Consider the following 22,676-nt stretch of genomic DNA (forward strand, 5'->3'; position numbering starts at 1 on the left):
CGCGCCAGCGCGCCGCATGGGCAGCCGGGCCTTTGACGGGCTCGCTCACGGCGTCAGCCAGTCCAGGTCTTTGCCCAGCGCATGTGTCAGGCGCTGCCAGCGGGTGGACGTCTGCGCGTCGATCTGGTTGCTGGCCGTGTCGATCTTGCAACCGCCGCGTTCCACGCTGGGGTCTTCGATGACACGCCAGCCACCCTTGTCGAGCTCGTCACCGATGCCGTCGCGCACCACTTGCGCGTCTTCCGGATTAAGCATCAGCAAGGCCGGTTGTTGCAGCACGGGCAAGTATTCGATAGCTTCGCGCACCATCGGCAGCATCAGCTCGGGGCGCACGGGCAAGGCCGCTTTCAGCATGCCCTTGGCCAGTTGCAAGGCCAGTTCCATCACGTCATTGGCGATCAGTTCATCGGCCTGGTGCACGGCTGTGCCGAAGTCGACGGCGATGGTTTGCAGATGCGCCAACTCCACGGCAGATGCCGCCTTGCCTTCAGCATACGACGCGGCATGGCCATCGGCATGCCCGGCCGCGTGGCCTTCCGCATAGCCGGCGGCGCGGCCCTCATCGAAGGCCGTGGCGCGCGCTTCCTCGCGGATGGCGTCAAGTTCTTCCTGTGTCGGATACTCGAGCGGCGGGGCCAGTTCTTCTTCGTGCAGCTCGCCATATGGATCAACGCCCGGGTCGAATTGTGCTTCCGGCTCCGGTTCGAGCAGCTTGCGCGCCGCCACCACGCTGGGACGCTCGTCGCCAAACGAGGTCATTTCCCAGCGCTGGTATGCGGTTTGTTGCTCTTTGGGTATTAAATTAGACAAACGAATCCTCGCCTTTTCCACCCAGTACTATCTGCCCTTCGTCCGCCAGGCGGCGCACGATTTGCAGGATCTGTTTCTGTTGCGATTCCACTTCCGACAGGCGCACGGGGCCTTTCGACTCCAGGTCTTCGCGCATCATCTCGCCAGCACGCTGCGACATGTTCTTGAAGATCTTGTCGCGCAGCTCTTGCGAGGCGCCTTTCAGGGCGATGATCAGCATTTCCGACTGCACTTCGCGCAGCAGCAATTGAATGCCGCGGTCATCGATGTCGATCACGTTGTCGAACACGAACATTTCGTCCATGATCTTTTGCGCCATGTCGTTGTCGTAGTTCTTGATATTGTCCATCACGGAGCCTTCTTGCTCGCCGCTCATGAAGTTGAGGATCTCGGCTGCCGCGCGCACGCCGCCCAGCGACGATTTCTTGATGTTTTCGTTACCGGACAGCAGTTTCGTCAGCACATCGTTGAGTTCGCGCAAGGCGGCCGGCTGCACCCCGTCCAGGGTGGCGATGCGCAGCACCACGTCGTTGCGCAGGCGGTCCGTGAAATGGCCGAGGATTTCGCAAGCCTGGTCGCGTTCCAGGTGGACCAGGATGGTGGCGATGATCTGCGGGTGTTCGTTGCGGATCAGCTCGGACACGGATTGCGAATCCATCCACTTCAGCGATTCGATGCCGGACGCATCCTTGCCGCCCAGGATGCGCGACAGCAGCACGGACGCCTTGTCGTCGCCCAGCGCCTTGGTGAGGACTTGGCGGATATATTCGTCCGAATCGAGGCCGACCGTGGAATTGAGTTCCGTCTGCGCGCGGAAGTCGTCGAGCACCTCGACCACCTGTTCGTGCGCAATGCCCTTCATGGTGGCCATGGCGGCGCCCAGTTTCAGCACTTCGCGCGGGCCGAGGAATTTCATGACCTCGGCCGCTTCGCTCTCGCCCAGTGCCAGCATCAGGATGGATGCTTTTTGCAGTCCCGTTGTCTCAGTCATTATTGCCTATCCATGCTTTGATTACGTTGGCCACCACGCGCGGGTCTTCCTGTGCCAGTTTCCTGGCCATCGCCAGGTTTTCACGATAACCGCGGGCCGTATCTTCTTCCAGTTCTTCCAGCTCGGCTTCGCTGAGCAGGACTTCGTTTTCTGCGCTGTCCTTGCTCAGTTCCGGCTCGATGACGGGCGGTGGGGCACCGAAATCGTCGATCTTGCGCATCACGGGGCGCAGCATCGGGCGCACGATCTTGATGAAGATATACAGCAGGATCAGGGCCGTGATGAGGAATTTCGCCAGTTCCTTGGCCAGCGGCAAGTTGGCTGGGTCGCGCCACCACTCCAGCTTGCCTTCCGGCGCGCGATCGATGCCGTCGAAGGGCGAGTTGGCCACGCTGAAGCTGTCGCCACGCTCCTTGTTGTAGCCCATCGCTTCCTTGACCAGATTATTGATCTGGACCATTTCAGCAGGAGAAATCGGCTTGACCGTGACCTTGCCATCCTTGTCGAAGCTGCGGCGGTAGTTGACGACGACGGCGACCGACAGGCGGCGCAAGCCGCCCATGGATTTCTGCTCGTAGCGCACGGTCTTGTCAACTTCGTAATTTGTCGTCGATTCTTTCTGGGTCGGTGCCGTCGGTGCGCCCGGTGCCGCGCCCGGTGCCTCGGCCGTCAATGGCGCCGTGGCCACGCCAGGCGGCTGGTTCGACAGGGCGCCCGGCACGCCGGACGGGTTGGCATTGCCGGCGCCCGTCGATTCGTTCGTTTGCTGGCTGCGGATGGTGGACGCTTCCGGCGGCGAGTTCGGCTTGTAGGTTTCTGCCGCCTGCTCGCTTTGCGAAAAATCCACATCGGCCGTCGCTTCGGCGCGCACATTGCCTTCGCCGACGATGGGCAGCAAGATCGATTCGACTTGCTTGATCACGCTTTGCTGCAATTGCTGCACGTACTTTAATTGGTTCGGGTCCAGGCTCTTGATGCCGTTGGCGCGGTCCTTGTCCTTTTCCTGGTTCGACAGCAAGGTGCCGGCCTGGTCGACCACGGTGACATTGATCGGCAGCAATTCCGGCACGCTGGAGGCCACCAGGTGCACGATGGCGCTCACTTGTAATTGGTCGAGGCCGCGGCCCGGATGCAGGTTCAGCAGCACGGAGGCGGTCGGTTTTTGCTGTTCGCGCACGAAGACGGATGGCTTTGGCAAGGCCAGGTGGACGCGCGCCGTGTCGACGGCGGATACCGATTCGATCGATTTCGCCAGTTCGCCCTCAAGCGCGCGCTGGAAATTGACTTGTTCCAAAAATTGCGAGACGCCCAGCTTCTGGTTTTCCATCAGCTCGAAGCCGACGTTGCCGCCTTTCGGCAAGCCTTGCGCGGCCAGTTTCAGGCGCGCGTCGTGGACTTGCTCGGTGGGCACGAGAATGGCGCCGCCCCCTTCGGAAAACTTGTGCTTGATGCCCAGCTGGTCCAGCGACGCGGTGATGGCGCCGCCGTCGCGGTCCGTATAGTTGGAAAACAGGACCTTGTATTCGGGTGGCTGGTTCCACATGTACAGGGCCACGCCGATGGCAATCAGTGCCGCCACGCCCAGGCCACGCAGGAAATTCTTGCCCATCGGCGTCTTGGCGAAGGCTTGCACGGACTCCACGGGCGAACGGGCAGGCGCCGGTTCCTGTGGTATGCGGTTCACATCGATTTCTTCGGCTACAGCCATGATTGCCTTCCGGGGCGCGTGTTATTGACGGGTATTGGATGATGCGTGCGGGCCGCTTCCTCAGGAGGAGGGGGCGATATGCAGAATTATCCGCCACTGTCACGCGCTTCAATCGTCCAAACAGAAGGCGCTTTTGCCGCCTGCTCGGCCGAGCGGCTGGCGTTGGCACTGGTATTGTGGAACCTTGGCAACAGGTGACGGAAGTTATTGTACCCGTCGTTGCCTTGCTGACTGGAGTTTTGTTCTCCGGAAGCAACAGGCAGGAATCGACGAGAATCGGGAGGCAAAGTGAAAACAGGCGGTATCGACAGCAGCAGGATCGAGGCGATGATCGCGCAACTGAAGTCGGCGGCCACGCGGCCGGAGGCAAAAATACCGGCGATCCAGACCGAGATGCCGGCGGCGAAGGTGAATTTTGCCGATGCCTTCAAGAGCGCGCTGGACTCCGTGAGCGGCGCGCAAAAGGCGTCGTCGGCGCTGGGCCAGCGCTTTACCATGGGCGACGACAAGGTCAGCCTGTCGGATGTGATGGTGTCGATGCAAAAGTCCAGCATCGAATTCCAGGCGACGGTGCAGGTGCGCAATAAATTAGTGTCGGCGTATCACGAGATCATGAATATGCAAGTTTGATACAGGCAAGTGTATTCGCATGTCACGAACGCCTTGCAAACCGTAGCGAGTGCAAGCCAGTTGTGGCCGCGAAGCGGACCTGTACTTTAGTACAGTGAGCATCGCAGGCCGCAAATGGCGACGCGCAGTAGGTTTGTAAGGTGTTAACCCAACCCCGCCATGCGTGCATTCCTTTCACGCTCCAACCGCGTGATATAGCGCTGCACATGCGCCAGCATGCTGCGCGGCAGGTCGACGAACTGGCAGCCCAGGCGGCGGTTCAGCTTATTGTTCAGCAAGGTCATGTCCAGCGAATTGCGAATTTGCAAGGTGGCGGTGACGATGCCGACGTCGGGCAAGTCGATGCGACAGCCGGGATAGTCCCTGCCGATGGTCTCGCCCAGTATCAGTTTATTGTCCAGGATGGCGATGCCGCCGCAACTGATGTCGGCCAGCGGAAACAGGGTGTCGGCGCCGCCCAGCGAGGGCGGCAGGGAAATCGAGACGCGCACGGGATTGCTCACGGGCGTGCTCATGCGGTAATACTCGCGCCGCTGCAAGCGGATCAATGTTTCCGGAATGGCAATTTTCAAGGCGGGCGTACCGCCGTGAAGGCACTCTTCCACCAGGGCGCTGGCAAACAGGATGCGGATCTTGTCGAGCGAGGTTTCAAACGAGATGCCGGTGGCGGCCACCATGCGCCGATTCTGGTCGGCGTTCACGGAACGGTCGAGGATGACGCTATTGCGTTCGGCATCGACTTCCAGGATGGAGGTGACGCACACATCGGATTCTCCGTGGATCAGCATGCGGATCAGCTGGCTCTTTTCGCTGATGCTGCGCAGCAAGGCGATGATTTCCCGCCGCGATTCCACTTCAAAGTCATGCCAGTTTTCGAGGCCGGAATCCATAATATGTGCTTGCATTGATGCCTGTCTATGTATCGGTGAGGTTGACGCTGGTGTCGGGCGGCGGCGGGATGGGGCCGCCCTTCGCAGTTTCAATATGATATAACCAGGCCAGCAGTTCCGCAATCGTCCGATACAGGCCGGGCGGAATCTGGCGGTCCAGGTCGACATCCATCAGCAGCGCCACCAATTCTTTCGATTCATGCACGAAGACGCCGTGTTCGCGCGCCGTGCTGATGATCTGGTCGGCGATCAGGCCGCTGCCCTTGGCCACCACCTTGGGCGCCGGCGTGCCGCTCTGGTAAGCCAGGGCGACGGCCGTCTGCGGCACCTTGCGCTTGGTGTCGTCAAGCATCATCTTCTCCAGCCCCCTCGGGCTTGCCGGCGATCGTCAACGACGACAATGGCCAGCCGGCCGCGGCTAGCGACGCTTCCAGCCGCGCCGCATGCTGGCGCAAGGTGTCGGCGCTGCCTTCGCTGCCCGCTTGCAGCTGGATGTGCACGCGGCCGCCCTGCAAGACCACGTGCGCGGCCAGGTCGCCCAACAGGGGGAACTGGAAGCGCACATTGCTGCGCCAGGCCGTCGCTTCCTCGTCACCGTCGCGCCCTTCGTGCTGTTGTCCTTCCGGCGCATCCTTGCTGATATCCCACTGCATCTTCTGGCCGGGCCAGGCTTCGCCCTGCCATTGCACGCGCGCCTGTTCGTGCGTATGCAACTGCAAATTGATCAGTTGCGCCGAGGCCAGGTCGGTGCCCGTCTTGGGCGTCTCGCCCGGCGCGGCCTTTTGCATTTGCGGTTCCAGCAGCAGCGAGGCCAGCGGCCGCTTGCCTTCGGCCCATTCGGCCACATGCGATTCATAGAACAAGCCGCTGCTGCCGACCGTGTCGCGCAGCTTTTGCGCCACCTGCGCCGGATCGGCTCCCGGCGTGGCCATCAGCGGCGTCTTGCCGACCAGCGCCAGTGGCGCGCCGGGCACGCTTTCCGCCTGGCTGAGCACGGTGCTGATGGCGCGCGCGGTGGTGCTCAGTTCCGGCGCCGGCGTATCGCCTGCCAGGGCGGGCAGCAAATTGGCCGGCGTCAGAGGTGCACGGCTGAGCAGTGTGGCGGCCGTGCTGCTGGCGCGCGTGCCCGCCTGGGCTGCACCGGCCTGGGCGCCGCGCGCGTCAAAGGCGTCGGGTTCTGCATCGGCGTCGGCGTAGGTCAGCAGTGGATTGGCGGCCTGATCGCGGTGAGCGCCGATTTGAAAAGAGGGGCGGGGGTTGATGCCGATCAAGGTCAGCGGAATCTCCGTGCCCGGCTGGGCGCCGGCCGGCAATTGCATGCGGGCCGGGGTGCCGGCGACGCGCACCAGGTAACTGCCGTCGCCCATGCGGGCCAGCACCTGGCCCTGCATGGATTTGCCGATCAGTCCCTGCAGCGAGCGCTGGAACTCAGCCTGGCGCGGGTCGGCGACGGCATCGGTCGCCCGCGTGGCCTTGACCGGGGTCAAGGGCGTCATGCCGATGGCTTCCATCTTCGGCAACATGGCGCCCCCGTGTGCGCTTACGCGCCGTAGGCGTTGGCCAGGCGCCGTTCGGTGCCGGTGCTGTTGATCAGCTTGGACAAATGCGCCATCCACGGCATGGTCAGGTCGCGGATCTTGCGGTCGTCTTCCAATATCTGCTTGATCAGGGCGACCTTGCGCTGGCGGCCGGCGCTTTCCAGCACGACTTTTGCTTCATTCGCCTTCAGCGCTTCCACATGCGCGCTCACTTGCTGCTCCAGCGCTTCGAGCGCGTCCCAGTCGGCGTTGCTGGCGGCGGTCACCATCCGGCCCGTCAGGGACTGCATGGTTTCGTAGGTGGTCAGGACTTCTTGATGGGTCATCATGGGTCAGGCGCTCGCAAGGCTGGGCATACGTTTCAAATCGGCGCCGGGGATGGCGGCGGGCGTGGTGCCGATGGCGTTCCAGGTTTCACGCAAGTCGGTCAGCAGGCGCTGCACTTCTTCCAGCAGGGGAATATCGTTGTTCAGGTTAGCCATCAGCAGGCGCGCGCTCATATACTCGTACAGAGCGTCGAGGCCTTCGGCGATCTGGCCGCCCGCCTCCTTGTCCAGGCTGGCGCGCAAACCATTGTCGATGATCTGGATGGCTTTCGAGATGGACTTGCCCTTTTCCGGAATATTGCCCGATTTCATATGCACCTGCGCGCTGAGCACGGCCACCAGGGCGCCGTCGTACAGCATCACGATCAGCTTGTGCGGCGAGGCCGAGACGATGCCCGTTTCCAGGCCGACCTTGGCGTAGGCGTTGACGCCGCGTTGTTGGGTTCCAAACATATATTCTCCTGATGATGGGGCTTAACGGTTGGCGGCGATGGCGGCCAGCTGCTGGGTCAAATAGGTTTGCGTGCCCTGCAATTTGTTCAGGGATACGTCCAGGCGCGAGTACTGGGCGCGGTAGCGCGCTTCGATGTCGGTCAGCTTCGCGCTGAACTTGTCGCGCTGCGCCGCCACCGACTTCAGGGTTTCATTGATGCCGCTCGTGCGCCCGGTGATCATGCCCTTTGTACCGAGGAAGGACGTGGCCAGATTGTTCAACTGGTAGGCATAGCCTTGCGAGAAACTGACCGTGCCGCGCGAGCCGGTGGTGCCGCCAGTCACTTCAATTTTCAAGCCTTCCGCCTGCGAGCCGGGCGCACCCGTCAGTGTCTGGCCGGAGCCGACCACAGGTTGCCCGCCCAGGGTGCCGGCCACGTCGGCGCCCTTGACGGGCTTGGCCGCGCCAAACAGGGTTTCCGTGCCGGTTCCCGTGCCGTTGCTCAGTGCCAAGTTCGATATGGAGCCATAGCGGCTCGACACCAGGACCAGTTTGCCGGTGCCGTCGATCGACGCGGAGACCGTCGCGCCATTGTCTGAAAAAGCCTTCACGCCGTTGATCGACGATTGCATCAGCGATGCCATCTGCGCGGGCGTATAGGTGCCAGCCGGTATCGACACCCGGGCCGTATTCTTGGCCGCCGATGGCTCCGTATCGTTCAGGGTGATATTCCAGGTGGTGTCGCTGGCAATCGTGGTACTGGCGGGCAATACGCCGTCGGACGTGAGCGAACCCTGGCTGGCCATGGTGGTGATGCTCAGGTCATAGGTGCCTGGCTTGGTGGCGGCCGTCGAGCTGGTGAAGGCGACGTTGCTGTCGGTGGCCTTGCCGATGGCCGAAAACAGGCCGGCGATATCGCCGAAGTTGGCGCTGATCGCTTTGTCGAGTTTACTTGCCTCGAGTGTCAGGCTGCCATCTTTTTGGAAGGAAATACCGACCTGGCTCAAGGTGTTCATGCCACTGCTCAACCCTGTAATCGGCGCGCCCAGTTGTCTGCGCAACTGGCTCTGGATCGATTGAACGGTCGAGTCGCCCATTAAAATGCCACCCTTCTTGGTATCGGGATTGAAGGCCGTCATCTTGCTGATCGAGGTGTTCAGATCATTGTAGGCCTTGACGAAGGCGGTGATGCTGGTCTTGACCGTTGTTGTATCCTTGGCTACCGATAAACTGGAATTACCTATCTTTGTAATGCTCAGCGTGACGCCTTCGATCGCCGAATCGACGCTGTTCGAGCTGCTGGTGATGGCAATGCCGTTGACGCTGAAGTTGGTGTTTTGCGCGGCACTGTTTTGCTTCAGGTTTTGCGTGCCGGAAGCGTCATAGGACAGCAGATTGCTCAGGGCGCTGTCGGCCGGCTGACCATCGCTGCCGCTGAGCGAAATCTTCATGGCTGAATTGGCGCCCGTCTTGCTCGAACTGAGTACCAGGTGATACGGTTTGTCCGTGCCGTCCGATACGATGCTGGCGGTGACACCCAGGCCCGCGTTATTGATGGCGTCGCGTATGCCTTGCAAGTTGTTGTTGGTGGCGTCGATCACCACCGAACCCGTTGCCTGCGTGCCATCTTGGGTGAAGCCCGTGTTCATGTAGCTGCCGCCCGTGCCTGCGGTCAGCCCGGCTGCCGCGGGGTTGCTGCCGGCAACGGTGATGGGGCTGGCATTGCCCGAGGCCAGGGTGATCGAACTGGCAAGCGTGACATTCGAGCCATCGTTGACGGCATTGGCGGCGTGTCCGATACCACCCATGACGCTGCCGGTGACCACTTCTTCAATGTTGAGGTTGGAGCCATCGGCACGCGTGAATTGCAAGTTGCCGTCGGCGGCCTTGCCGGTGACGGTAATATTCGCCGCAGCCAACGCATTCGAGACGGCATTCGGGCCTGCCAGCGTCGTATCGAGCGAGGCGGCAGTGATGCCGCCGCCTGCGGCGACGCCATTGCCCTGCGTAACGATCTCGATGCCGCCGACCGACAGCGAATAGGTGCCGTCCGCGCCGGTGGCAATATTGCCGAAACCGCTGAACATGCTGGCGTTGCTAGCCGTTGGCTGGGCCGTGGCGGTCACGCCCGTGGTGCTGCTCTTGGCGTTGATGGCGTCCGCCAGCGCGCGTGCGCTCTTGGTGCCGGCGTCCGTCGGAATGGCCGTGCCATTGATGATCACCGAGCCGTTGCTCACGCCCGTGAGCAGGGTGCTGCCGCTCAGTACCGTGCCCGTTACACCAAAAGTGCCGCCAGCGAGCGAGCCCAGCTGGAAGGAAACCGTGGTCTTGGCACCACTGCCGATGGTCGACAGCTTGCTGGCCATGCCGCCCGACGTCAGCGTCTGCGCCTGGGCCAGCTGGGAAACATTGATGTTGTAGTTGCCCGCAACGGCCTTGGCGCCGGCGCTGGCCGATAGCACCAGCGGATCGGACGGCGTGGCGCTGACGGCGCGGAAGTTGTTTGAATTGGTCAGCGCCGACAGCGAGCCCTGGAAGGTGCTGACGGCGCCGCTCAGGGTGCCCAGCGCGCTGAGCTTGGCCTGATAGGAAGCCGTTTTTTTGTCAAAGGTATCCAGGGGGGCCGCTTCAGCGGTCATCAGCTTTTCGATGATGGCGCCCACGTCCAGGCCGCTGGCGCCGGCGCCGATGCCAACGGATGATAGTGTAGGTGTGATGGCCACTGAATGCTCCTAGGAAAACGCTAATATAAGCTGTTATCGGCAGAATCAATCAAGACTTGAGAGGGGGATTTACCGCGCTGTTTTCAGCGGGAGCAGAAAACCGGGCGAGAGAAAGGTGGATGTTGCTGAATTTACAACGAAAAGACGGGGCCGGATAGCCAAGCTATCGTGCCCCGTGGTCGTGCCAATGCGTGCAGCCACGCTGTTGCAAGTCGGTGTGCAACGCCATCACTATGCGCTTTGACTGATCAGCGAGCCTTTGGTCGAGTCAAAGGTCTTGGCCAGTTCCATGGCTTCCCTGGTGGGTATCTGGCGCAGTACTTCCTTGGTTTCCTGGTCGATGACCTTAACCACCGTGCGCTGGCTGTCTTCATCGATGGAAAACTCCAGGCCTTGCGTCTTCATTTGCGACGATTGGTTCAGCGCCGATACCGCCTTGTCCAGCTGCTCCCGGCTGGGCTCCTTGCTGGCTTGCTGTGGTGTAACCGTGCCGTTTTCCGTAGCGGCCCGTAGCGTTGCCGGGCGCGCCGGCAGTGTGTCCGCAGACACATAACTCTTGTCCATCCTGGCCGCGGAGGCGGCCGCTATCGTGTCGATAGTCATGGTGCTCTCCTAGTGAAAATTCCCCTGCCGAAAAAATCCGGCAGGGGAATCAGAGTCCTACGCTGTTGCCTGACTAATCGGAGATTAGCCGCGCAGCAGGCTCAGGACGCCGTTTGGCAGCGAGTTCGCTTGCGCCAGCATGGCCGTACCAGCTTGTTGCAGGATCTGGCCGCGGGTCATGTTGGCCGTTTCCGCAGCGAAGTCGGTATCGACGATGCGGCTGCGCGATGCGGACAGATTTTCCGTGGTCGATTGCAGGTTGGAAATCGCCGAGCTGAAGCGCGATTGCAAAGCACCGTACTGGGCGCGTTGGCTGTTCACCGAAGCCAGTGCAGCGTCGGCGATTTTCAGGGCCAGTTGCGCGCCGTCGAAGGTTGTCACATCCAGCGATGCGACGTCTTTCAAGACGGATGCACCCTTGGTACCACCTGTACCTGCAGGCAACAGGCCCGAGGTGGTGTCCGTGACTTGGTAGCTTTTTTCCGAGTCGAACGTAATGCGGCCGTTTGCTACCGCACTGGTGCCGTTTGCAGTCAAGCCCGTGAACGAGGTCGTCAGCGCGTCTTTCACTGTTGGCGTGTCGACTTTATAGGTCGCCGTGGCGAAGACGGTGTTGCCAGCAGCTTTGCTATTGGTGAGGCTGATATCATTGCCAGAGGCATTGGTCAATTTGATGCCGCTATTCGTGGCGTCATACTGTGCCGTCACACCCGTTTTGGAGGTCTGGGCATTGATCGCATTGATACCCGATGCATAATCGCTAGCCGTGGTGCCGCCGCCCATGGAGAAGGAGACGGTGGTGGCGTTTGCTGCCGTATTGTCCGAGGCGATCGTGAACGAATACGACTCCGAAGCGCCCAACTTGAGCGACATATCGGTTTTTGCCGTTGCCGTCACGCCGGTGCTCGCCGTTGCCTTGTTGACGTTGGCGGCGATCGATTTCGCCGTGTCGGTGGTCGCCGTGGTAATTGTCGCGCTGCCCAGCGAACCGTCCACTTTGACCGAACCGGCAGTCACGTTTGAGGTAGCGATAACGGCTACAGCATCGTTTTCTACGCGGTTGTCGCCATAGGTATTGGTCAGGAAGTTGGCGCCACTAGCCGAGATCAATTGGTTGGCGTTTGCGCCGACCTGGAAGTTGGCGGTGCCCATGCTGCCGTCGAGCAAATTCTGACCATTGAACTGGGTGGTTTGGGCGACGCGGTTCAGTTCCGAACCAAGTTGACCTACCTCTGTTTGCAAGGCTTGGCGGTCGCTGGCGGTGTTGGTCGAGTTCGACGATTGTACGGCCAGTTCACGGATGCGTTGCAGGATGTCGCCCGAGGTGGACAACGCGCCCTCGGCCGTTTGCGCCAGCGAAACGCCGTCGTTGGCATTGCGGGTCGCTTGGGTCATGCCGCGGATTTGCGACGTCATACGGTCGGAAATCGCCAGGCCAGCAGCGTCATCCTTGGCGCTGTTGATGCGCATGCCTGAGGACAGACGTTGCAGCGAGGTGGTCAAGGCCGACTGCGAAGTCGACAGGTTGCGTTGCGAGTTCAGGGAAGCGATGTTGGTGTTAATTACTGCAGCCATGATAATTCTCCAGACAGGTATTGCATTGCGCTATGTGCTAGTCACTTTGGCCTGCCCCGCTGTTCCGGGACAATCAAGCCGCTGTTATTTAGGGTAACGGTTGCTCTGCGGGAAAATTTATGGCGGAAAGCGCTTTAAATTTTAATTTTTAGCCCTTCAGTTTGTCGTTAGCCGTGCGCTAGACGACATGATTTAAAGAAACTTGAGGGCAAAAATAGTTTTATTTTTATATCGCTCGGAGGCTATCGGAGCGCTGGACGGAGTGCGGCGTTATCGTTTTTGCCATGAAAAATGCCGTCCGGCTGGGCAGCGGGACGGCATGTCATGCAGCGGCTTTGGCTTAGTCGGCCACCACCACGCGGTTCTTGCCCGTCTGCTTGGCCTGGTACATGGCGCGGTCCGCGCGCTTGACCAGTTCGGCTTGGTCTTCGTTGGGCAGGCGCAGGGCCACGCCGGCGGAAAAGGTGATCAGCACTTTTTCGTTGTCGTGCAGGAAGAAATGCCGGGTCAGCTCGCGCTGCAATCGCGTCATGGTCGACGAGGCCGCTTCGACCGTGGTTTCCGGCAGCAGGATGAGGAATTCTTCGCCGCCGAAGCGGGCGATGACATCCATCGAGCGCAGGGTTTCCTTGACGATTTTCACCAGGTGTTTCAAGGCGGCATCGCCAGCCAGGTGGCCATACGTGTCGTTCAGGCGCTTGAAATCGTCCAGGTCCAGCATGGCGATGCACAGTGGGGTGCCGCGGCGGTCGGAGCGGGCTGTCTCGCGCTCGAACACATCGTCCAGGCCACGGCGGTTCAGGCTGCCTGTCAGCTGGTCTTCCCGCACCAGTTCGCTCATATGCTGGAGCTTGGCTTCCAGTGTGTGGATGCGCTGTTCCGCATCTTGCACTTCCTGGCGCGCCAGCACCATCTTGTCGCGTGCGCGCAAGGCTTCGTTTTGCACCATGCGCGTTTCGCGCAAGACTTCGTCCAGAACGCTGTTCAGTTCGCTGATGTTTTCCGCCTGGCTGATCTTTTCCGAATAACCGCCGATCTTTTCATGGAAATCGCCCGTGCTGGCCGCCACTTGCCCCAGGCGGTCGATGAAGGTCATCATCATGTTCTTGACCGTCAGCTTGACGTCGGAAAGGCTGTGCTTGAGCTGGCTTTGCTTGTAGATGACTTCCTTCAGGCTGCGCGTGGCGTCTTCCAGCGCGCGTTGGTCGAGCGGGCCGGCGATCAGGTTTTGTACGGCATCGACCTGGCCGCGCAGCCAGCTGTCATCGTCGAGCAACTGGTTGACGTTATCGAGCAACAACTTGAACAGGCGCAGCAGCAATTCCTGCTGCTCGGCCGTATCGCCGCTTTTGAGTTCGATCTGGTAGCACAGCTGCTTCAGGCGCAGGGCCGCTTCGTTCAGCGCCTCTTCCGTATGCGCCAGCTTGATGGCCGCGCCCAGCGATTCAGCTTCTTCCACCAGCGCGGGCGTGCCCGTCAGCAAGGTGGCCACGGCAAAGCCCAGGGTGCGGCTGAGCAATTCACGCAGGGTGCGTGTCTGTTCGCCATCCGGCAGGGGCGGCAATTCGATGCCGCCGCCTTTCTTGACCTGTTTTTCCGCCAGTTGCGCCAGCGTGCGCGCATAGCTGTCCCAGTCGCGCGCTTTCAGTGCACGCTGGAAGCGCCGGCCAAAGTCGCCCAGTTCGCCGGCCGATTCGCTCATCTTGGCGGCAAATTGCGTCAGGACGTTTTCCGCGCCGCCGTCCACCGGGGCGCTGGCGGCCAGCACCGCGGCAGGCGCACCTGGCGTCTCTTCCGGTTCGCTGATGCCGGCAATTTCATTGTAGATGTCGCGGTAGGCGCTGGGCGTCGGGGCGATGCGGCGCGTGGCCAGGCGGCGAAACGCCTCGCGGGCGATATCGGCCGGATTCATCGCCGCACCGGCGGCGGTATTCGTGGCGCCAGGGGGAGCGCTTGCTGGGGAAGATGGCAATTTACTGGACATGTAGACACAGCCTTTTCAGATATTTCTTATTATCCCCATGATATGCGCGTTGGCAAAGAACTTATTGTGCGAGAAGCAAGGAGAAGTCCTGTCAATTCGCTCGATGCCAGCGGGCATGCCGCTTTGCAGTCAATCCACCAGCTGGTTACGGATGGCGTAATGCGTCAGTTCGGCGCTGTTCTTGAGTTTCATCTTGACCAGCAAGCGGGCGCGGTATTCGCTGACGGTTTTCACGGATAATTTCAGCTCTTCGGCGATCGCGCCCACCGCCTTGCCCGAGGCGATCATGACCAGCGTCTGGTATTCGCGGTCCGACAAGGTGTCGTGCAAGGCCGTTTCGTGGTCTTCGCCGACCGTGTTGGCCAGTTCCTGCGCCAGCGAGGCGCTGATGTATTTCAATCCTTGCGCCACCTGGCGGATGGCCGTCACCAGTTCGCGCGGCGCACTCTGTTTCGTCAGGTAGCCGGCCGCGCCCGCCTTGAGCGAACGGATGGCGTACTGGTCCTCGCGGTGCATGGAGAGCATCAGCACGGCCAGTTCCGGCTTTTCCTTCTTGATCTGCTTGAGCACCTCGATACCGCTGCGGTCGGGCAGGGAGATGTCGAGCAGCAACACCTGGCATTTCGAGCCGCGAAACAGTTTGATGGCGTCGTGGCCATTTTCAGCCTCGCCGGCAACGATGATGTCCTTCGTATCGGCGAGGATTTGTTTCAAGCCCTCGCGCACGATCGCGTGATCGTCGGCGATGAATACCCGGATGGTGGCTTTTTCTTTCATGACTGCGTTGTTTCCTATCTAATTCACCCACTAGGCCGTGTCTGGCGGCGGCCCGCTGTGCGCGGGCGCACTGGCTGCAGCCGCTATTATCGCCTCTCGCGCTGTGGTCAGCCGGATTTTTATGCTCAGGACGGTGCCGCCATCGGGCCCATCCATCAGGCTCAGGGTACCGCCCAGCGCGCTGGCGCGTTCGGCCATGCCGCGGATGCCGAACGATTGCGGCTTGGCGCGGTCGGACAGGCGCATGCCGACGCCATTGTCGGCGATCAACAGGCTGATATGCTGGCGCTGCCGGGCCAGGCGCACGCTGACCTTGCTTGCCCCCGCATGTTTGGCGATATTCGTCAGCGCCTCCTGGGCGATGCGGAACAGGCTGGTCGCCAAGTCCAGCTCCAGTTCGATATGCTGGCGGTTAGAAATGAACTGGCATTCGATGCCGGCCTGGCGCGCGAATTCCTTCACCTGCCAGTCCAGTGCGGCAACCAGCCCCAGGTCCAGCATGGAGGGGCGCAAGTCCAGCGAGATACGGTGCACGGCGTCGATGCTGCGGTCGACCAGGGCATCGACATAGTCGGCCTTTTCCTGCAGCAGCGGGTCGTCCGGGGGCAGGCGGCGCGCCAGCATGGCCAGTGCCATCTTGATCGCCGTCAAATTGCCGCCCAGGTCATCGTGCAGTTCGCGCGCCAGACGCGTGCGTTCGTGTTCCTTGACCTTGTCGATATGCGCCGTCAGCTCGGCCAGGCGGGCGCGCGACTGGCGTACTTCGATCTGTTCGAGCCGGCTTTCGGTGATATTTGTCATGATGCCTTCCCACTGCACCGTGCCATCGGCCAGCGCACGCGGCGTGGAGCGTAGGTTGATCCATTTAACGTCCTTCCAGGCATCGATCCAGATCCGGCCTTCCCAGTTCCAGCTCCACAAGGCGGACTTCGACGCCTGCATCGATTCGAGGTACGAGGCGCGGTCGTCGGCCAGGATCAGCTGGTAGAACAGTTCCGGACGCGCGTGCAGCTGTGCCGGACTCAGCCCCAGCAGGGCTTGGCAGCCATCGCTCAGGTAAGCAAAGGATGCCCGTCCATCCGCATGCAGGCAGAACTGGTACACCAGGCCCGGCGTGTTCGAGACGATGGCGTTGAAGCGCGACTGCACCTGCGCCAGGGCGGCCGCCGTCGCCTGCGGCGTGCGCAAGTCTTCGCCCTCGGCCAGGATCAGGGCGCGTCCCTGGCGGCTGGCGCGCGACAGGTGCAGGCTGAGCGAATACAGGCTGCCATCGCGGCGGCGCTGCTGCACGTGCAGCAGCGCTTGCGCGCCGATGCTGTCGTCCAGGGCGGCCAGCACGGCGGCCAGCTGCTGCGCGTCGAGCTGCGGCGCCAGGGTGAAGGGCGTCATCGCCAACAATTGCTTGTGTGCATACTGCAAGTTGTCGCAGGCGGCATCGTTGGCGTCCAGCAATTGCAAGCTGGCCGCGTCGTACAGGTAGATTTCCGGCGCCGCCGCGCGCATGGCGGGAGCCAGCCGGGGAGTGTCGTGCATGAAGTGGCCTTTCTTCATCAGCGGCGGGCGCGCCAGAAGGCGGCGAAGCGGCGCAGCACTCTGGCTGGGCGGGAATGATGACGCCCAGGCGTGCCCTTGCGCAAGCGCTGCCACCAGGCGCGGCGGGCGCGGCCCAGCGCAGCCGACAGGCGGCTGACGCGGCGCCACGGACGCGTGGCGCGCAGGCGGGCGATCCAGCGGTCCTTTGTGTCCATGAACCAGCCGTGCCAGCGCGCGAACCACGGCAAACTGAGCAGGGTAGGGCGCGTCAGGCTGTACAGGCGGGCCACGGCGGCCGCGCCGCCCAGCTTGGCGATGACGATCACGCCGATGCCGGAAAATGCATGGCCGCGCGCGATCGCCAGCAGGGCCAGCAGCTTGACGGGAAACAGCAGCACGGCCGGCAGCACGAAGATGGCCAGCGCCCAGTACGGCGGCAGGCGCTTGATCCACGCTTCCAGCGCATGCAGGGGCGGAAATTGCGCCACCACTTGCATGATGCGCGCGCCCGTCGCCCACAGCCATTCTTCGATCAGCAGGAAGATGGCGGCCAGGTAGACCAGCGGCGCGAACAGCCAGCGCCTGACTCTGTAGAATTTTTTCATCCGTCTCCGTGTGCGGCGCAGGTTTGCCGCGATAGCCACGATGATACGTCAAAAAAGCCCGTTTGCCCCCGCCTCCGGTGTGCCTGCGGCGCGCTGGCGGGGCTACAATAGGCAGATGAATAAAGCCTTTGTAAAAGAATCCGACAACGACGACGATGAAGAAGCGGCCGCGCTGGCGCTGGCCATTCCCGCCGGCGCCAAGAACTACATCACGCCGACCGGTTACCAGCGCATCAAGGAAGAGTTGCTGCAGCTGATCGACGTCGACCGTCCGGAAGTGGTGCGTATCGTGCATTGGGCGGCGTCGAATGGCGACCGTTCGGAAAATGGCGACTATATCTACGGCAAGCGGCGCCTGCGGGAAATCGACCGCCGCATCCGCTTCCTCACCAAGCGCATGGATCTGGCCGCCATCGTCGACCCCAGCGTGCACCATGGCAACGACCAGGTGTTTTTCGGCGCCACGGTGACCTACCGCACCAGCGACGGCGAAACGCACACCATCACCATCGTCGGCATCGATGAGTTCGATCCCCTGAACGGCAAGATCAGCTGGATCTCGCCGATGGCCCGCACCATCACCAAGGCGCGCGAGGGCGACGTGATCACCCTCAACACGCCGCAGGGCGAGCAAGAACTGGAGTTGCTGGAAGTGACATATCCGGCGCCGGGAGAAACTTGAGCTGATGTCCGGCGCATGAAAAAACGGCTGGGCAGAGTAATCTGGCCAGCCGTTTTTTTAATTGCGCTCGCGCAATATTCTATTGACCCCGGCGACGCGTCGCACATTGCGCAGCAGGGCGGCCAGGTGGACGCGGTCCTTGACTTGCACGGTGAAGCGCAACTGGTCGAGGACGTTGTCCTTGTCTTCGTCCATGCCCACATAGATGATGTTGGCATCGGATTCGCCGATTTCGGCGGCGACTCTGGCCAGGATGCCCCGTTCGCTGTTGATCAATACCTTGATGCGGCAGTCGAAGCGGCGGTTCAGTTCGGTTCCCCAGCGCACGGCGATCCAGCGGTCCGGTTCCTTGGCGCGCTGGCGCTTGGCTTGCGTGCAGTCGCTGGTATGCACCAGCAAGCCCTGGTCGCGGCGCAGCTGGCCGATGATCAGGTCGCCGGGAATCGGCAAGCAGCACGGCGCCAGTTGCACGGAAACGCCTTCGCTGCCGCAGATGGTGACGGGGTCGAGTTCGCTGCCGCTGTTGTGTTCTACCGGCATGCTGGCCGCTTCGCCGCCGATCAGGCCAAAAATGTGGCGCGCCACCAGGGTGGCCATGCGCTTGCCGATGCCGATGTCCGCATACAGCTCGTCCATGGAATTGGCGCTCGATTCGTTGAGCAGGCGCTCGACCAGCGGCGCCGGCAGTTCGGCGTCGATGTTCAGGGTGTGCAGCGCCTGCGACAGCAATTGCTGGCCCAGGGCGATCGATTCAGGCAGGTTGATCGTGCGCAAATGGTGGCGGATGGCCGAACGGGCCTTGCCGGTGCGCACGAACGACAGCCAGGTGGGGCTGGGGCGCGACGAGGAATCGGTGATGATTTCGACGATGTCGCCATTGTGCAGTTCGGTGCGCAGCGGCGAGGTTTCGTTGTTGATCTTGACGGCCACGGTCTGGTCGCCGATGCCCGTATGGATCGAATAGGCGAAGTCGATGGCCGTGGCGCCGCGCGGCAGGGCGATGATCTTCGACTTCGGCGTAAATACGTAGACGGAATCGGGGAACAGGTCGACCTTGACGTGTTCGAGGAATTCGGCCGAGTCACCCGTCTGCTGCTGGATGTCGAGCAGGGATTGCAGCCACGCATGGGTGCGTTGCTGCAAGTCGGAGGGGTTCGATTCGCCACTCTTGTACAGCCAGTGCGCCGCCACGCCGGACTCGGCCGTGCGGTGCATTTCCTGCGTGCGGATCTGGAATTCCACGGGCGTGCCGTAGGGGCCGATGACGGTCGTGTGTAGCGACTGGTAGCCGTTCAGCTTGCGGATTGCGATGTAATCCTTGAACTTGCCCGGCATGGGCTTGTACAGGCTGTGCAGGGTGCCCAGGGTCACGTAACAATCGGCAAAACTACTCACCACCACGCGGAAACCGTACACGTCCAGCACTTGCGAGAACGACAAATGCTTGCTGCGCATCTTTTTATAGATGTCGTACAGGGTCTTTTCGCGGCCCGTGACGTCGGCCTCGAGTTCGGCCATGGACAGGGTGCTTTTCACCGCTTCCATGATCTTGTTGACCACTTCGCGCCGGTTGCCGCGCGCCGCCTTGACGGCTTTCGCCAGGGTGCGGTAGCGCATCGGGTACAGGTGTGAGAACGACAGGTCTTGCAGCTCGTGGTAAATATTGTTCAGGCCGAGGCGGTGTGCGATCGGCACGTACACTTCCATGGTCTCGCTGGCGATGCGGCGTTTTTTGGCCGCTGTCATGAAGTCCAGCGTGCGCATATTGTGCAGGCGGTCGGCCAGCTTGATCAGGATCACGCGCACGTCGGAGGCCATGGCCAGCAGCATCTTGCGGAAGTTTTCCGCCTGCGCTTCGATCTGGCTCTGGAATTCGATCTTTTCCAGCTTCGAGAGGCCGTCGACCAGGTGCGCCACCGGTGCGCCGAAGCGCTCGATCAATTCGTCCTTCTTGACGTCCTGGTCTTCCATCACGTCGTGCAGCAGGGCGGCCATGATGGCTTGCGCGTCGAGTTTCCAGTCGGCGCAGATTTCAGCGACGGCGATCGGGTGCGAGATATACGGCTCGCCCGAGCGGCGCATCTGGCCCAGGTGCATTTCGTCGGAGAAGCGGTAGGCTTCCTTGACTTTTTTCAGGTCGGCGGGAGACAGGTATTCGGCCAGCTTGTCGGCCAGGTGGCTGACGGAGGCCACGCCCAAGGCGGACGCCGGCGCTGCGGAGGTACCGCTACCGGACGTGCCGACACCGGGTGCTGATGCACCCTGTGGTTTTGCCGCCTGGCGCGAGGCCAGGGGCGGCAGTGCTGCAGAAGTCGTGTCGGCTGGGGTCAGACTCATAAAACGTCGCGTTGCTTTACAGTGTGAATAAAGGATACGGTAGAACCAGGGGTCAGCACTGTTCCGGCACGCGGGGTTCCCACTTACATCGGGACCTTTTTCAGCATTTCGATACCGACTTTACCGGCAGCGATTTCACGCAACGCGACCACGGTAGGCTTGTCCTTGGCTTCCACCTTAGGGGTGTGGCCTTGCAACAACTGACGTGCGCGGTAAGTTGCAGCCAGGGTCAGCTGAAAGCGGTTAGGGATCTGTTTCAGGCAATCTTCGATGGTGATACGGGCCATAGTAACTCCTAATAGTGGTGCGTGGCGCTGTGTGAACTGGCGTGCAGAGACGATTATTCTGCGTGCAGGCCCAGCTGGGCGAATAGCGATGCGTTGCGGGCCGCTTGTTGCGCAAACCGGCAACGGGCCGCTCTCACGATCGCGCTCAGTTCGGACAAAGCGACCGTAAACTCTTCATTGATAATAACATACTCGAACTCGGGAGCGTGTGCGATTTCGCCGCCGGCCGCCAGCAGGCGGCGCGTGATCACGTGCTGCTCGTCCTGGCCGCGCTTGTTCAGGCGCTCTTCCAGCGCATCGATCGATGGCGGCAGGATGAAAATGCCGGCTGCGCGGGGGAATTGCTTGCGCACCTGGCGCGCGCCCTGCCAGTCGATTTCCAGCAGGATGTCGGTGCCGGCCAGCATTTGCTGTTCCACCATGATGCGCGAGGTGCCATAGTAATTGCCATGCACTTCCGCCCATTCCAGGAATTCGCCCTGGTCGGCGCGCGCGACAAAGTCTTCCGCTGTCGTGAAATAGTACTCGCGGCCGTGCTGCTCGCCCGGTCGGGGCGCGCGCGTGGTGGTCGAGATCGACAATTTGATGCCGGGCTCTTGCGCCAGCAATGCATTGACCAGTGTCGATTTGCCGGCGCCCGATGGCGCGGCGACCACGAACAGGCTGCCGGAGAAGGCGGTAGGGTGGCTCATGCGGATCTTTCAATAATCGTGTTGTTGGCGCCGATGCCTGCGCAAGCGGCGCCCAATCCGGTATTTTACCAAGAGGCAAGGCGGTGAGCCAGTCCCTGCTGGGGGCATGACAAAAAACAAACTTCCCGGGCCCGCCTCAGCGGGGCAGCCGGCCCAGTGCGATTTCGCCCGCATTCAGCACGATGGCCCGTCCATTCACATCAGTGCAGTCGCGGTTGCTGAGGCGCACGACGGCGCTGTCGACGGATACTTCCGCGCCCAGGCTGCTGCGCGAGCAGATACGGTAGGAGGCGGCATCGGCACCCGTGTAGATGGCGGCGCCGCGCTCCTTGAGCACGAAGCAGCCTGACGCACAGCCTTCGATCGCGTACGGCGATGGCTGTTGCGCCGTTTGTGCTTGCGCACCTGCCGCCATCAGCACGAGGGCGGTGCCGGCGAGTCTCCATGTGCGTGGCGCGGCCATGGTTTATTCCAGGTTTTGCACTTGTTCGCGCATCTGCTCGATCAGCAGCTTCAAGTCCATCGAGGCGTCGGCCAGTTCCTTGACGGAAGCCTTGGCGCCCAGCGTGTTGGCTTCGCGATTCAGTTCCTGCATCATGAAGTCGAGGCGCTTGCCCACTTGCCCGCCCTTGGCGAGGATGTGGCGCGTTTCGCCCAGATGGGCCGACAGGCGCGCCAGTTCTTCCGAGACGTCGATGCGGATACCGTACAAGATGACTTCCTGGCGGATGCGCTCCATGGCGTCCTGGCGCGACAGGGCCGAATTCGAGCCCTGGCTGGCCAGGCCCAGCGCATCCTGCATGCGCTCGATGGCTTTTTGCTGGAAGGCCGCCACTACCTGCGGAATCAATGGCGTGATGCGCTTGACGATGGCTTCCATCGCCTCGATGCGCGATACCAGCACCGCTTCGAGTGCCGCGCCTTCGCGCTTGCGGCTGTCGACGAAGGCAGCCACGGTGCGTTTGGTCAACGCGCCCACGTCAGCCTGCAAGGACTCTTGTCCCACTTGCGCTTCTTCGATGATGCCCGGCCAGCGCAGCAGTTCGGCCACCGTCATGACGGGGGCGGAGACAAAATGCTGGCCCACTTCGTTTTGCAGGCGTGCCAGTTCGGCCAGCAGGGGCAGGTTCAACGCCTGTGTGCCGGCCGTCGCGGCCTTGCGGCCAAAGCTCAGGCGTACCTCGACTTTGCCACGCGTGATGGCGGACATGACGGCGGCGCGCAAGTCTGGCTCCAGCGCCCGCAGATCGTCGTTGATGCGGAATTGCAGGTCGAGAAAGCGCGAGTTGACGCTCTTGATTTCAATTGTCAGTGTGCCTGCAGCACCTTCGCTGGTGGCAACCGCGTAGCCTGTCATGCTTGAAATGCTCAAAGGATTCCCCGATTTGATCTTGTATACAGTCACTTATACACTTAATCAGCCAGCGCAGGCAATACCGCCCGCGCCGCAAAACAGGACCGAAGTGCACGATGGCCTGAAAATTGCTGAATAGTGTGCGTTTTACGGCATTGTAAAGAAAATTGTGTTTGGCGGGGCGGGATTGTAGGGATC

23 protein-coding genes are annotated in these 22,676 nt (G+C 61.6%); 2 read left to right on the forward strand and 21 right to left on the reverse strand.

Annotated elements, in window-relative coordinates:
• Window positions 1–45 precede the first annotated feature (45 nt).
• From ACQ4W7_RS01455 to ACQ4W7_RS01470, 4 genes are all read right to left on the reverse strand, one after another.
• Window positions 46–759 carry a flagellar assembly protein FliH gene (locus ACQ4W7_RS01455; RefSeq protein WP_436528286.1) on the reverse strand — a complete coding sequence of 238 codons (714 nt, stop codon included), beginning with the start codon at window positions 757–759 and terminating at the stop codon, window positions 46–48.
• A 43-nt stretch (window positions 760–802) separates the two neighbouring features.
• The gene (fliG, locus tag ACQ4W7_RS01460; RefSeq protein ID WP_034787109.1) at window positions 803–1,801 is read right to left on the reverse strand and encodes a flagellar motor switch protein FliG; all 999 of its coding nucleotides are present in this window, start codon (window positions 1,799–1,801) and stop codon (window positions 803–805) included.
• Window positions 1,794–3,509, reverse strand: coding sequence for a flagellar basal-body MS-ring/collar protein FliF (fliF, locus tag ACQ4W7_RS01465; protein ID WP_436527933.1), 1,716 nt, complete (start codon window positions 3,507–3,509; stop codon window positions 1,794–1,796). Before fliF ends, fliG begins: the two co-directional genes overlap by 8 nt.
• 86 nt (window positions 3,510–3,595) lie before the next feature.
• Window positions 3,596–3,940, reverse strand: coding sequence for a hypothetical protein (locus tag ACQ4W7_RS01470; RefSeq protein ID WP_426071781.1), 345 nt, complete (start codon window positions 3,938–3,940; stop codon window positions 3,596–3,598).
• Here ACQ4W7_RS01470 and fliE point away from each other — a divergent pair.
• Window positions 3,837–4,139, forward strand: coding sequence for a flagellar hook-basal body complex protein FliE (gene fliE, locus ACQ4W7_RS01475; protein WP_426071775.1), 303 nt, complete (start codon window positions 3,837–3,839; stop codon window positions 4,137–4,139). The two genes, ACQ4W7_RS01470 and fliE, sit on opposite strands and share 104 nt — an antisense overlap.
• Window positions 4,140–4,282: 143 nt before the next feature.
• Here fliE and ACQ4W7_RS01480 read toward each other — a convergent pair whose 3' ends face one another.
• From ACQ4W7_RS01480 to ACQ4W7_RS01535, 12 genes are all read right to left on the reverse strand, one after another.
• A complete protein-coding gene (locus ACQ4W7_RS01480) occupies window positions 4,283–5,029 on the reverse strand; it encodes a flagellar brake protein (protein WP_426071641.1) in 747 nt (248 codons plus the stop codon).
• Window positions 5,030–5,054: 25 nt separating this feature from the next.
• Window positions 5,055–5,381, reverse strand: a complete 327-nt coding sequence (locus ACQ4W7_RS01485) for an EscU/YscU/HrcU family type III secretion system export apparatus switch protein (protein ID WP_426071776.1) — start codon at window positions 5,379–5,381, stop codon at window positions 5,055–5,057.
• Window positions 5,374–6,552, reverse strand: coding sequence for a flagellar hook-length control protein FliK (fliK, locus tag ACQ4W7_RS01490; protein WP_426071642.1), 1,179 nt, complete (start codon window positions 6,550–6,552; stop codon window positions 5,374–5,376). The genes ACQ4W7_RS01485 and fliK overlap by 8 nt, the downstream gene beginning before the upstream one ends.
• A gap of 17 nt (window positions 6,553–6,569) precedes the next feature.
• Window positions 6,570–6,896 (reverse strand): flagellar protein FliT, encoded by a 327-nt coding sequence (locus ACQ4W7_RS01495; protein WP_426071643.1) that lies wholly within the window; start codon window positions 6,894–6,896, stop codon window positions 6,570–6,572.
• 3 nt (window positions 6,897–6,899) lie between these two features.
• Window positions 6,900–7,346, reverse strand: coding sequence for a flagellar export chaperone FliS (gene fliS / locus ACQ4W7_RS01500; protein WP_426071644.1), 447 nt, complete (start codon window positions 7,344–7,346; stop codon window positions 6,900–6,902).
• Window positions 7,347–7,367: 21 nt separating this feature from the next.
• Window positions 7,368–10,049, reverse strand: a complete 2,682-nt coding sequence (fliD, locus tag ACQ4W7_RS01505) for a flagellar filament capping protein FliD (protein ID WP_436527936.1) — start codon at window positions 10,047–10,049, stop codon at window positions 7,368–7,370.
• A 231-nt stretch (window positions 10,050–10,280) separates the two neighbouring features.
• Window positions 10,281–10,652, reverse strand: coding sequence for a flagellar protein FlaG (locus ACQ4W7_RS01510; RefSeq protein WP_436527938.1), 372 nt, complete (start codon window positions 10,650–10,652; stop codon window positions 10,281–10,283).
• Window positions 10,653–10,736: 84 nt separating this feature from the next.
• Window positions 10,737–12,227: a flagellin N-terminal helical domain-containing protein gene (locus ACQ4W7_RS01515; protein ID WP_436527940.1), complete on the reverse strand. Its 1,491-nt coding sequence runs from the start codon at window positions 12,225–12,227 to the stop codon at window positions 10,737–10,739.
• A 340-nt stretch (window positions 12,228–12,567) separates the two neighbouring features.
• Entirely contained in the window at window positions 12,568–14,139 is a 1,572-nt protein-coding gene (locus tag ACQ4W7_RS01520; protein ID WP_426071777.1) for a GGDEF domain-containing protein, read from the reverse strand.
• A gap of 201 nt (window positions 14,140–14,340) precedes the next feature.
• The gene (locus tag ACQ4W7_RS01525; RefSeq protein ID WP_034753998.1) at window positions 14,341–14,988 is read right to left on the reverse strand and encodes a response regulator; all 648 of its coding nucleotides are present in this window, start codon (window positions 14,986–14,988) and stop codon (window positions 14,341–14,343) included.
• A gap of 30 nt (window positions 14,989–15,018) precedes the next feature.
• On the reverse strand, window positions 15,019–16,521 hold the full coding sequence (locus ACQ4W7_RS01530) for a sensor histidine kinase (RefSeq protein WP_426071648.1): 1,503 nt from the start codon (window positions 16,519–16,521) through the stop codon (window positions 15,019–15,021).
• A gap of 17 nt (window positions 16,522–16,538) precedes the next feature.
• Entirely contained in the window at window positions 16,539–17,126 is a 588-nt protein-coding gene (locus ACQ4W7_RS01535) for a hypothetical protein (RefSeq protein WP_426071649.1), read from the reverse strand.
• A gap of 115 nt (window positions 17,127–17,241) precedes the next feature.
• On the opposite strand from ACQ4W7_RS01535, the gene greB reads away from it, so the two are divergent.
• Window positions 17,242–17,808: a transcription elongation factor GreB gene (gene greB, locus ACQ4W7_RS01540; protein ID WP_436527942.1), complete on the forward strand. Its 567-nt coding sequence runs from the start codon at window positions 17,242–17,244 to the stop codon at window positions 17,806–17,808.
• Window positions 17,809–17,865: 57 nt separating this feature from the next.
• Here the strand turns inward: greB and ACQ4W7_RS01545 are convergent, their stop codons facing one another.
• The 5 genes from ACQ4W7_RS01545 to ACQ4W7_RS01565 all read right to left on the reverse strand — a co-directional run bounded on the left by ACQ4W7_RS01545 (window position 17,866) and on the right by ACQ4W7_RS01565 (window position 22,481).
• Entirely contained in the window at window positions 17,866–20,145 is a 2,280-nt protein-coding gene (locus tag ACQ4W7_RS01545) for a RelA/SpoT family protein (protein WP_426071651.1), read from the reverse strand.
• Between the two features lie 83 nt (window positions 20,146–20,228).
• Window positions 20,229–20,432, reverse strand: a complete 204-nt coding sequence (gene rpoZ, locus ACQ4W7_RS01550) for a DNA-directed RNA polymerase subunit omega (protein WP_010400723.1) — start codon at window positions 20,430–20,432, stop codon at window positions 20,229–20,231.
• 53 nt (window positions 20,433–20,485) lie between these two features.
• Window positions 20,486–21,124 (reverse strand): guanylate kinase, encoded by a 639-nt coding sequence (gene gmk / locus ACQ4W7_RS01555; protein WP_099762610.1) that lies wholly within the window; start codon window positions 21,122–21,124, stop codon window positions 20,486–20,488.
• A 136-nt stretch (window positions 21,125–21,260) separates the two neighbouring features.
• On the reverse strand, window positions 21,261–21,587 hold the full coding sequence (locus ACQ4W7_RS01560) for a hypothetical protein (protein ID WP_436527944.1): 327 nt from the start codon (window positions 21,585–21,587) through the stop codon (window positions 21,261–21,263).
• A 3-nt stretch (window positions 21,588–21,590) separates the two neighbouring features.
• Window positions 21,591–22,481, reverse strand: coding sequence for a YicC/YloC family endoribonuclease (locus ACQ4W7_RS01565; RefSeq protein WP_426071653.1), 891 nt, complete (start codon window positions 22,479–22,481; stop codon window positions 21,591–21,593).
• Between the last annotated feature and the right edge of the window lie 195 nt (window positions 22,482–22,676).

Origin of the sequence: Janthinobacterium algoris (genome assembly GCF_051380935.1) — a bacterium.
In the GTDB taxonomy this organism is placed as follows: domain Bacteria; phylum Pseudomonadota; class Gammaproteobacteria; order Burkholderiales; family Burkholderiaceae_D; genus Janthinobacterium.

Coding starts and splice junctions, on each gene's coding strand:
- ACQ4W7_RS01455 (WP_436528286.1), bottom strand. CDS start 759: ATGACCTCGTTTGGCGACGAGCGTCCCAGCGTGGTGGCGGCGCGCAAG.
- fliG (WP_034787109.1), bottom strand. CDS start 1,801: ATGACTGAGACAACGGGACTGCAAAAAGCATCCATCCTGATGCTGGCA.
- fliF (WP_436527933.1), bottom strand. CDS start 3,509: ATGGCTGTAGCCGAAGAAATCGATGTGAACCGCATACCACAGGAACCG.
- fliE (WP_426071775.1), top strand. CDS start 3,837: ATGATCGCGCAACTGAAGTCGGCGGCCACGCGGCCGGAGGCAAAAATA.
- ACQ4W7_RS01480 (WP_426071641.1), bottom strand. CDS start 5,029: ATGGATTCCGGCCTCGAAAACTGGCATGACTTTGAAGTGGAATCGCGG.
- ACQ4W7_RS01485 (WP_426071776.1), bottom strand. CDS start 5,381: ATGCTTGACGACACCAAGCGCAAGGTGCCGCAGACGGCCGTCGCCCTG.
- fliK (WP_426071642.1), bottom strand. CDS start 6,552: ATGTTGCCGAAGATGGAAGCCATCGGCATGACGCCCTTGACCCCGGTC.
- ACQ4W7_RS01495 (WP_426071643.1), bottom strand. CDS start 6,896: ATGATGACCCATCAAGAAGTCCTGACCACCTACGAAACCATGCAGTCC.
- fliS (WP_426071644.1), bottom strand. CDS start 7,346: ATGTTTGGAACCCAACAACGCGGCGTCAACGCCTACGCCAAGGTCGGC.
- ACQ4W7_RS01510 (WP_436527938.1), bottom strand. CDS start 10,652: ATGACTATCGACACGATAGCGGCCGCCTCCGCGGCCAGGATGGACAAG.
- ACQ4W7_RS01515 (WP_436527940.1), bottom strand. CDS start 12,227: ATGGCTGCAGTAATTAACACCAACATCGCTTCCCTGAACTCGCAACGC.
- ACQ4W7_RS01520 (WP_426071777.1), bottom strand. CDS start 14,139: ATGAATCCGGCCGATATCGCCCGCGAGGCGTTTCGCCGCCTGGCCACG.
- ACQ4W7_RS01525 (WP_034753998.1), bottom strand. CDS start 14,988: ATGAAAGAAAAAGCCACCATCCGGGTATTCATCGCCGACGATCACGCG.
- ACQ4W7_RS01530 (WP_426071648.1), bottom strand. CDS start 16,521: ATGCACGACACTCCCCGGCTGGCTCCCGCCATGCGCGCGGCGGCGCCG.
- ACQ4W7_RS01535 (WP_426071649.1), bottom strand. CDS start 17,126: ATGAAAAAATTCTACAGAGTCAGGCGCTGGCTGTTCGCGCCGCTGGTC.
- greB (WP_436527942.1), top strand. CDS start 17,242: ATGAATAAAGCCTTTGTAAAAGAATCCGACAACGACGACGATGAAGAA.
- ACQ4W7_RS01545 (WP_426071651.1), bottom strand. CDS start 20,145: ATGAGTCTGACCCCAGCCGACACGACTTCTGCAGCACTGCCGCCCCTG.
- rpoZ (WP_010400723.1), bottom strand. CDS start 20,432: ATGGCCCGTATCACCATCGAAGATTGCCTGAAACAGATCCCTAACCGC.
- gmk (WP_099762610.1), bottom strand. CDS start 21,124: ATGAGCCACCCTACCGCCTTCTCCGGCAGCCTGTTCGTGGTCGCCGCG.
- ACQ4W7_RS01560 (WP_436527944.1), bottom strand. CDS start 21,587: ATGGCCGCGCCACGCACATGGAGACTCGCCGGCACCGCCCTCGTGCTG.
- ACQ4W7_RS01565 (WP_426071653.1), bottom strand. CDS start 22,481: ATGACAGGCTACGCGGTTGCCACCAGCGAAGGTGCTGCAGGCACACTG.